This is a genomic window from Streptomyces diastatochromogenes (assembly GCF_002242805.1).
Taxonomy (GTDB): Bacteria; Actinomycetota; Actinomycetes; order Streptomycetales; family Streptomycetaceae; genus Streptomyces; species Streptomyces diastatochromogenes.
Genome location: NZ_MCGQ01000040.1, coordinates 1 through 8194 on the forward strand (window position 1 = coordinate 1; position 8194 = coordinate 8194).

The window sequence follows — 8194 nt, forward strand, 5'->3', positions numbered from 1 at the left end:
GGGTGGGCATAGGCCGGGGGTCTGGGGGCGGAGCCCCCAGGGGGTCAGCGCAGGTAGTCCTCGGCGATGGCCGCGGCGACGCGTTCCAGGATCGGGCCGGCGTCCGCGATGCACTTGGCGACGTCGGGCTCGACCGAGGTGAGGGGGTAGGCCCGCCCGATACCGGCCCGCAGCAACGCCTCCTCCGGGAGGGCGAGCCGCCCGCACACCGCGACGACCTCCTTGCCCGCGGCCCGGGCGGCGGCGGCGACCCCTGCGGGTGCCTTGCCGTGGAGGGTCTGCTCGTCGAGGGAACCCTCACCGGTGATCACCAGCGAAGCCCGCTCCAGCGCCGGTGCGAAGCCCAGCACGTCCAGCATGACCTCGATGCCGGGCCGGAAGCGGGCGCCCAGGAGCAGGGCGCCGTACCCGATACCGCCGGCGGCACCCGCGCCGGGCGCCGCCGCGTGCTCGGCGGCACGCGACCCCACGGCCGCCTCCAGGACCTTGGCGAAGTGGGCGAGCGCCGCGTCCAGCGTCGCCACGTCGTCCGGTGAGGCCCCCTTCTGCGGGCCGTACACCGCGGGCGCGCCCTTCGGCCCGGTCAGCGGATTGTCGACGTCGCTGGCGAGCACCAGCTCCACGGAGGACAGGCGCGGGTCCAGGCCGGACAGGTCCGCGCGGGCCAGTTCGGCGAGACCGCCGCCGCCCGGCGGGACCGGATCCCCGTCCTCGTCCAGGAAGCGGGCGCCCAGCGCCGACAGCATCCCGGCACCGCCGTCCGTCGTGGCGCTCCCGCCGACGCCGAACACGATCGTCCGGGCGCCCGCGTCCAGCGCGGCCCGCAGCAGCTCCCCGGAGCCGTACGTGGAGGCGGTCAGCGGCGCGAAGACACCGGCGGGCAGCCGCTGCAGCCCGCTCGCCTCGGCCATCTCCACGACCGCGGTATCGCCGCGCAGCGCGAACGCCGCCGTGACCTCCTGGCCCAGCGGCCCGGCCACCCGGATCTCGCGCCGCTCGAAGCCGGCCGCGACCGCCGCGTCGACGGTGCCGTCGCCGCCGTCGGCCACGGGCAGCGCCTCGACCTCGACGCCGGGCACGACCCGGCGCAGCCCGGCCGTCACCCGCTCGGCGACCTGCACGGCCGTCAGCGAGCCCTTGAACTTGTCCGCGGCGATGAGCACCCTGCGGGTCTCGTTCACTGCAGCGTCCGCCACCTTGCTTTCCCCTTGCTCTCCGGGCCCTGCGCACGTCAGGGCCAGTCGCGCCGCTGCGACCTTAACCGGAGGACACCCCCGCCGTCATGCACCGACCGAACCCTGAGCAGCCCCTGGGAGCCGGCGGGGAAAACGGGTAGACCCCAGCCATGAGCAATCAGGGCACCGCGGCGGACCTCGCCGACCGCATCCACGGGGGCTGGCTGGGCCGGATCGCGGGCAACATGCTCGGCAAACCGGTCGAGCAGGGCGAGGTGTGGACCCGCGAGCGCATCGACCGCTATCTGCGGCAGGCCGCCGCCCTGCCGCTCACCGACTACCTGCCCGAGCCCGCCGACGCGGCCGACGGCGCCGTACTGCGCCCGGAGTGGCGCCAGTGCGTGCGCGGCCGTATCCACGGCAGCTGCCGCGACGACGACGTCGACTACGCCATCCTCGGCGTGGACCTGCTGGAAACCCACGGCTTCGACTTCAGTACCGAGCAGGTCGGCGACCTGTGGCTGCTCAGGCTGCCGTACCTGCAGACCTTCACCGCGGAACGGGCGGCGTACCGCAACCTCGCGAACGGTCTGAAGCCGCCGCTGACGGCGACGTACGACAACCCGTACCAGGAGTGGATCGGTGCGCTGATCCGCGCCGACGTCTACGGCTGGACCTGCCCCGGCGACCCGCCCCGCGCCGCCTCGCTGGCCCGCCGGGACGCCGTGCTCTCGCACACCGGCAACGGTGTCTACGGCGCGATGTTCGCGGCCGCGCTGATCTCGGCGGCCTTCACCGCGCCGGGTGTGCGGGAGGCGCTGGACACCGCGCTCGCCGTGATCCCGGCGAGCAGCCGCCTCGCCCGTACCGTGCGCCGGGTCGTGTCCCTGCACGAGACCCGTCTGCCCTGGGAGGAGACGCTGGCCACGGTGTCCGCGGAGACGGCCGGCCTCGGCTGGATCCACACCGTCCCGAACGCGGCCGTCCTCACGGCCGGGCTGCTCTACGGCGACGGCGACTTCACCCGGACCATCGCCCTCACCGTCCGCGGCGGCCTGGACACCGACTCCAACGGCGCCACGGCCGGCTCGGTGGCCGGGGTGATCACCGGCGCGGCGGCCATCCCGGCCCAGTGGAAGGACCCGCTGGAGGACACGGTGCGGAGCGCGGTGTTCGGGTTCGACGGCGTACGGATCAGTGCGCTGGCCGAGCGCACCCTGCGCCTGGTGTCACCGGCGCCGTAGCCGTCCGGCACTTGGCTACGCTTCCCGGGTGACCACGACAGACGACTTCGCCACGTACATCGCGAGCCTCCCCCGTGTCCTCGCCGGTGCCGGCGCGCTCTTCCGGGACGACAAGGGGCGCGTGCTGCTCGTCGAGCCCAACTACCGTGAGGGCTGGGCCCTTCCTGGCGGCACGATCGAATCGGACGACGGCGAGACGCCCCGCCAGGGGGCGCGCCGCGAGACGCTCGAGGAGATCGGCCTGGACCGGGAGCTGGGCGGGCTCCTGGCGGTGGACTGGGTGTGCGGCCCGGGCCGGCCGCCGCTGGTGGCGTACCTGTACGACGGGGGTGTCCTGCCCGAGGCCGACTTCAAGGCCATCCGGCTGCAGGAGGAGGAGCTGCTGTCCTGGCGCCTGGTGCCCCGCGAGGAGATCCCCGACTATCTGCCCGACGCCCTCGGCCGCCGCGTCCTGGCCGCGCTGGACGTCCTGGCCCAGGGCGCGGGCACGGTGGAGCTGGAGAACGGCCATCCGGTGGCCTAGGGGACGGAGCAGCTGAGCCGGCCGGGCATCACCCAGCTGGTGACCCGGCTCGAACGGGAGGGACTCGTGGACCATCGCCGCGGCATACGCCTGGTCCTCGCCGTACCCCTGACCCTGCTCACCCTCACCGCCGCGTTCTTCTGCTGGACCGCGCTGACCATCCGCCCCTCGGGCCCCTGGGACGACGAGGCGTACGCCGGGATCGTCCTGTCCTGCGTCCTGGCCCTCACTGCCACGGCCGCCGTGCTGCTCCTGCGGCTGCTGCCGTCGGTACGGCAATTCGTGGGGTGGGGCTGGGTGACGCCGGCGCTGGCCCTGGGGGTCGTGGCGGCGGTGCGGTGGGCCGGGGTCGGCCGAAACGTGTGGGCCTGAGGGATGCGGGGCGACCCGCCCGAGCGGCACCGGCTCCCCTGGCCGACCGATATCCGTTCGCGGCCCCCGCCCCGCCCGGCCTACCCTCGACCGCATGAGCAAGCCCCTCGTCGCCGTGCTCAGCGGGGCCGGCATCTCCACCGACTCCGGTATTCCGGACTACCGCGGGCCCAACGGGCTGTGGCGGCGGGACCCGGAGGCCGAGAAGCTGGTCACCTACGAGTACTACATGAACGATCCGGAGATCCGGCGGCGCTCGTGGCAGATGCGGCGCAAGAACCGGACGCTGCACGCCGAGCCCAACGCCGCGCACCTGGCCATCGCGGAGCTGGAGAGGTCCGGGGTCCCGGTGCGGGTGATCACGCAGAACGTGGACGGACTGCACCAGCTGGCCGGGCTGCCCGCCCGCAAGGTCCTGGAGCTGCACGGCACCGCACGCAGTGTCGTCTGTACGAAGTGTCACGCCCGCGGTCCGATGGAGGACGCGCTGGCCCGGGTCGAGGCCGGTGAGGAGGATCCGCCGTGCCTGGAGTGCGGCGGGATCCTGAAGTCGGCGACCGTGATGTTCGGCCAGCGGCTCGACCCGGTCGTCCTCGGCGAGGCCCTCGCCATCACCAAGGCCTGCCAGGTGTTCATCGCGGTCGGCACCAGCCTGCAGGTCCAGCCCGCCGCCGGACTCGCCGGCGTCGCCGCCGACAACGGCGCCCGCCTGATCATCGTGAACGCCGAGCCGACGCCGTACGACGAACTCGCCGACGAGGTCGTACGGGAACCGATCGGCACGGCACTGCCGAAGCTGCTGCGCCGCTTGGGCGAGGGGGACCAGGACCGGTCCGGCTGAGCGGCCCGGGCCGCTGGAACAGGGCCGTCCCCCGCCTAGAACAGGGCCGTCTTGCGCTCGAAGTCCAGCAGGCGGCGCTTGCGGTCCAGGCCGCCGCCGTAGCCGGTGAGGTCGCCGCCCGCGCCGATGACGCGGTGGCAGGGCACGATGATGCCGATCGGGTTCTTGCCGTTGGCGAGGCCGACCGCGCGGGAGGCCCTGGGGTTGCCGAGGGCCTCGGCGAGTTCGCCGTAGGAGCGGGTCTCGCCGTACGGGATGCGGGTCAGCTGGTCCCAGACGCCGCGCTGGAACGGGGTGCCGTGCAGCCGGAGTTCGAGGGTGAACTCCGTCAACTCGCCCGCGAAGTAGGCAGCCAGCTGCTCGACGGCCTCGGTGAACGGGGTGTCGTCGGGCGCGCCGAAGGTCTCCTCCGGCGGGCGGTGGCGCTGGTCGGTCATGTAGAGGCCGCACAGGACGCCGTCGTCGGCGACGAGGGTGAGGGGGCCGTAGGGGCTGTCGATGACGGTGTGCTGTTTCGTCTCGCTCATGTCGCTCATCTCGCGGAGATCCTTATACGGGCAGGAAGTTGATCGGGTGGCTGTCCGTGGCCCACAGATACTGGACCGCGTAGGCCCGCCAGGGCCGCCAGGCCTCGGCGCGGGCGGTGAGCGCGGCCGGGGTGGCGGGCAGGCCCAACTCCCCTGCGGCGCGGCGGATTCCGAGGTCGGTGGCGAGGAAGGCGTCGGGGTCGCCGAGGGCGCGCATGGCGATGACGTCGACCGTCCAGGGTCCGAAGCCGGGCAGCTCCAGGAGCCGGGCGCGGGTCTCCGCCCAGTCGGAATCCACTCCCAAGTGGATCGTTCCGTCGGCGAGTTGACCGACGAGGGTGGTGAACGTGGTGCGCCGGGTGCGGGGCATCGCCAGGGTCTCGGGGTCCACGGCGGCCAGCGCCTCGGGGGACGGGAACAGGTGGGTGAGTCCGCCCTCGGGGTCGTCCAGGGGCTTGCCGTGGGCGGTGACCAGACGGGCCGCGTGGGTGCGCGCTGCGGCCGTGGAGACCTGCTGCCCGAGCACGGCCCGGACGGCGAACTCGGCCTCGTCGACCGTGCGCGGCACCCGGCGGCCCGGCGCCTTGTCGACCAGGGGCGCGAGGAACGGGTCGGTGCGCAGGTGGTCGTCGACCGCCACCGGGTCCGCGTCCAGGTCGAGCATGCGCCGGCAGCGGCTGGTGGCCACGGTCAGATCCCGCAGGTCGCTGAGGGTGAGCCGGCAGGCGATGTGGTCGGGTTTCGGGGTGAGCGCGACGATTCCGTGTCCATACGGCAGCCGCAGCGTGCGCCGGTAGGCGCCGTCCCGCCACTCCTCCACGCCCGGTACGGCCGTGGCGGCCAGGTGGCCGAAGAGGTTGTCGGGGTTGAGCGGGGCGCGGAACGGCAGCCGCAGCACGAGCGTCCCGGGGGTGCCCGGGGCACTGGTCCGGCCCTTCGGCGCCCGGGCGCGCAGCTCGCTCGGGGAGAGGGCGAAGACCTCGCGGACGGTGTCGTTGAAGGTACGGATGGAGGAGAAGCCGGCCGCGAAGGCGATCTCCGCCATGGGCAGCGGGGTCGTCTCGACGAGCAGCCGGGCGGTCTGGGCGCGCTGGGCTCGGGCGAGGGCGAGGGGTCCGGCGCCCAGCTCGGCGAGGAGTTGCCGCTCCACCTGCCGGGTGCTGTAGCCGAGCCGGGCGGCCAGCCCGGGCACGCCCTCGCGGTCCACGACCCCGTCGGCGATCAGCCGCATGGCCCGGGCCACCAGGTCGGCGCGCTGGTTCCACTCCGGGGAGCCGGGGCTGGTGTCGGGGCGGCAGCGTTTGCAGGCCCGGAAGCCGGCCTGCTGGCAGGCGGCCGCGCTCGGGTAGAAGGTCATGTTCTCCGCCTTGGGCGGGACGACCGGGCAGCTGGGCCGGCAGTAGATGCGGGTGGTCAGGACGGCCGTGAAGAACCACCCGTCGAATCGCGCGTCCTTGGACTGCACGGCGCGTACGCAGTGCTCCCGGTCGAAGTGCGTCCCTGTCTGCATGCGTCCAGCATCGACCAGTGTCCGGGTCGTCCGCTGGCGAGAATCCGACATGTACCTGGCGGTGACCAGGGATCGCCGGGAGCCACGCGGGCCCTGGCTACGATGCCGCCATGGGCCACGGAGCCGTCACTCCCGCACCCGGTGACGCCTCCGCACACCCGGAAGGCGGGTCCCGGGCCCGGATGTGGCCGCTGTACGCCGCCGGTTTCACCACCGCGTTCGGCGCGCACGGGGTCGCCGCGAGCCTCGGGGCGCGCTCGGCGGACGCGGTCACCTCGCTGCTGGTGCTGGGCGGCCTGCTCGCGCTGTACGACGGCGCGGAGGTGCTGCTGAAACCGGTGTTCGGTACGCTGGCCGACCAGGTGGGGGCGCGCCCGGTGCTGCTCGGCGGGCTGGCCGCGTTCGCCGCCGCCTCCGCGCTGTACTCCGTCGCGGGCAGTCCCGGCTGGCTGTGGGCGGCCCGCCTGGGCCAGGGGGCCGCCGCCTCCGCCTTCTCCCCCGCCGCCTCGGCACTGGTCGCCCGGCTCAACCCGGGGGCCCGGCACGGGCGGGCGTTCGGGAGCTACGGCTTCTGCAAGTCCCTCGGCTACACGCTCGGCCCGCTGCTCGGCGGAGTGCTGGTGTGGGCCGGCGGGCTGCGGCTGCTGTTCGCGGTGCTGGCGGTGCTGGCCGCGGTGGTGGCGGGCTGGGCGCTGGCCGCCGTACCGCGCGTGCCGCCGCTCCCCCGGCGCCGGCAGACCCTGCTGGACCTCGGGCGGCGGCTGGCCGACCCGGTGTTCCTGGTGCCGACGGCCGCGCTCGCCGGGGCGACGGCCGCGCTGTCGGCCGGGGTGGGCTTCCTGCCGGTGTCGGGCGCGGCGGCGGGCCTGGGCACGGTGGCCACGGGGGCGGCGGTGTCCGTACTGGCGGCCTGTGGTGCGGTCGTCCAGCCGCGCGCCGGGCGGGCGCTGGACGCCGGACGCCTCGGCCTGCGCACCGGTCTCGTCTGCGGTCTGCTGCTCGCGGCGGCGGGGCTGGCCGCGGCGATGCTGCCCGGCCTCACCGGCATCCTCCTCGCCGCGGCCCTGATCGGCACCGGCACCGGTCTGATCACCCCGCTGGGCTTCGCGGCCCTCGCCTCGGGCACGCCCGCCGAGCGGCTGGGCCAGACCATGGGCGCGGCGGAGCTGGGCCGTGAACTGGGTGATGCGGGTGGGCCGTTGCTGGTCGCGGTGGTTGCCTCGGCCACGACCCTGGCGTACGGCTTCGGAGCGCTTGCGGTGGTTGTGGCCGCGGGGCCCGCCGTTGCCGCGGGTGTGGCGTTCAGGGGCAGACGTAGGTGAAGCCCGCCTTCGCCTCCATCGGGGTCCGCTGGTGCGCGATCCGCAGCCGGGCGGTGCCGCGGAAACGGCCGGGGCCGCGGACCGTCCAGCGCAGGTGCACCCGGAGCCGGCGCTCACCCTTGTGGGCGGTGCGGACCAGCTCGCCCGAGTCCTGGCCGTCCCCGCGCAGCCATCGGTAGGTGACGGGTCCTGCCTGTCCGTCGGTGGTGACGACACCGACCAGATCGGCCGTCTGGCCGCAGTGCAGGGTCCCTGCGGGGGCCTGGACCTGGACGGCGACGACCGCGGGGGCGGGGGTGGGGCGCAGTAGCAGCCAGAGCAGGACGGCGGCTGTCGCCACGACCGCGGTGCTGATGAGCCAGCCTCGGCGTCTTCGACGCGGGGGCTGCGCCGCGGGTACGGGGACTTCGCGCCACCGGGCTCGCAGCGCGTGCTGTTCGTCGGCGGGGATCCCGGGGCCGAACCGGAGCAGGATCTCGCCGGAGTCCTCACCGGGGGGTGCCGGGGGCGAGGTGACGCGGTGGCGCTTGCCGAGGATGGTGGCCTGGGTGTCCGGGGGTGTCATGTCGGGTGCGGGTGCGGGTGCGTTGTGGGGCACCCGGCCTTCGGCCGGGTATGGGTTCCCACCCGCACCACCCGTGCGGCTTTCGTGGTCGGGTGCGGGTGGCCCCTGTGGGGCG

General features: G+C 74.6%; 9 protein-coding genes. 5 read left to right on the forward strand and 4 right to left on the reverse strand.

Annotated features, from left to right (window positions below; genetic code table 11):
* Positions 1–44 precede the first annotated feature (44 nt).
* Entirely contained in the window at positions 45–1196 is a 1152-nt protein-coding gene (locus BEK98_RS36680) for a glycerate kinase (RefSeq protein ID WP_244202128.1), read from the reverse strand.
* A gap of 149 nt (positions 1197–1345) precedes the next feature.
* On the opposite strand from BEK98_RS36680, the gene BEK98_RS36685 reads away from it, so the two are divergent.
* The 4 genes from BEK98_RS36685 (at position 1346) to BEK98_RS36700 (ending at position 4155) form a co-directional block, all read left to right on the forward strand.
* Positions 1346–2419: an ADP-ribosylglycohydrolase family protein gene (locus BEK98_RS36685; RefSeq protein ID WP_094221089.1), complete on the forward strand. Its 1074-nt coding sequence runs from the start codon at positions 1346–1348 to the stop codon at positions 2417–2419.
* Between the two features lie 28 nt (positions 2420–2447).
* Positions 2448–2942, forward strand: a complete 495-nt coding sequence (locus BEK98_RS36690) for an NUDIX domain-containing protein (protein WP_094221090.1) — start codon at positions 2448–2450, stop codon at positions 2940–2942.
* Between the two features lie 66 nt (positions 2943–3008).
* Positions 3009–3314: a hypothetical protein gene (locus BEK98_RS36695; protein WP_094221095.1), complete on the forward strand. Its 306-nt coding sequence runs from the start codon at positions 3009–3011 to the stop codon at positions 3312–3314.
* Between the two features lie 94 nt (positions 3315–3408).
* On the forward strand, positions 3409–4155 hold the full coding sequence (locus tag BEK98_RS36700; RefSeq protein ID WP_094221091.1) for an SIR2 family NAD-dependent protein deacylase: 747 nt from the start codon (positions 3409–3411) through the stop codon (positions 4153–4155).
* 35 nt (positions 4156–4190) lie between these two features.
* Here the strand turns inward: BEK98_RS36700 and BEK98_RS36705 are convergent, their stop codons facing one another.
* Together BEK98_RS36705 and BEK98_RS36710 are read right to left on the reverse strand one after the other, a co-directional pair.
* Positions 4191–4682: a methylated-DNA--[protein]-cysteine S-methyltransferase gene (locus BEK98_RS36705; RefSeq protein ID WP_094221096.1), complete on the reverse strand. Its 492-nt coding sequence runs from the start codon at positions 4680–4682 to the stop codon at positions 4191–4193.
* Positions 4683–4704: 22 nt separating this feature from the next.
* Positions 4705–6192 (reverse strand): AlkA N-terminal domain-containing protein, encoded by a 1488-nt coding sequence (locus BEK98_RS36710; RefSeq protein WP_094221092.1) that lies wholly within the window; start codon positions 6190–6192, stop codon positions 4705–4707.
* Positions 6193–6374: 182 nt separating this feature from the next.
* Between BEK98_RS36710 and BEK98_RS36715 the strand changes: the two genes are divergently transcribed.
* On the forward strand, positions 6375–7514 hold the full coding sequence (locus BEK98_RS36715) for an MFS transporter (RefSeq protein WP_094221093.1): 1140 nt from the start codon (positions 6375–6377) through the stop codon (positions 7512–7514).
* On the opposite strand, the gene BEK98_RS36720 is transcribed toward BEK98_RS36715, so the two are convergent.
* On the reverse strand, positions 7495–8194 hold a 700-nt coding region (locus tag BEK98_RS36720; protein WP_143684207.1), incomplete at its 5' end, for a hypothetical protein. The two genes, BEK98_RS36715 and BEK98_RS36720, sit on opposite strands and share 20 nt — an antisense overlap.

Coding starts and splice junctions, on each gene's coding strand:
- BEK98_RS36700 (WP_094221091.1), top strand. CDS start 3,409: ATGAGCAAGCCCCTCGTCGCCGTGCTCAGCGGGGCCGGCATCTCCACC.
- BEK98_RS36705 (WP_094221096.1), bottom strand. CDS start 4,682: ATGAGCGAGACGAAACAGCACACCGTCATCGACAGCCCCTACGGCCCC.
- BEK98_RS36715 (WP_094221093.1), top strand. CDS start 6,375: ATGTGGCCGCTGTACGCCGCCGGTTTCACCACCGCGTTCGGCGCGCAC.
- BEK98_RS36685 (WP_094221089.1), top strand. CDS start 1,346: ATGAGCAATCAGGGCACCGCGGCGGACCTCGCCGACCGCATCCACGGG.
- BEK98_RS36710 (WP_094221092.1), bottom strand. CDS start 6,192: ATGCAGACAGGGACGCACTTCGACCGGGAGCACTGCGTACGCGCCGTG.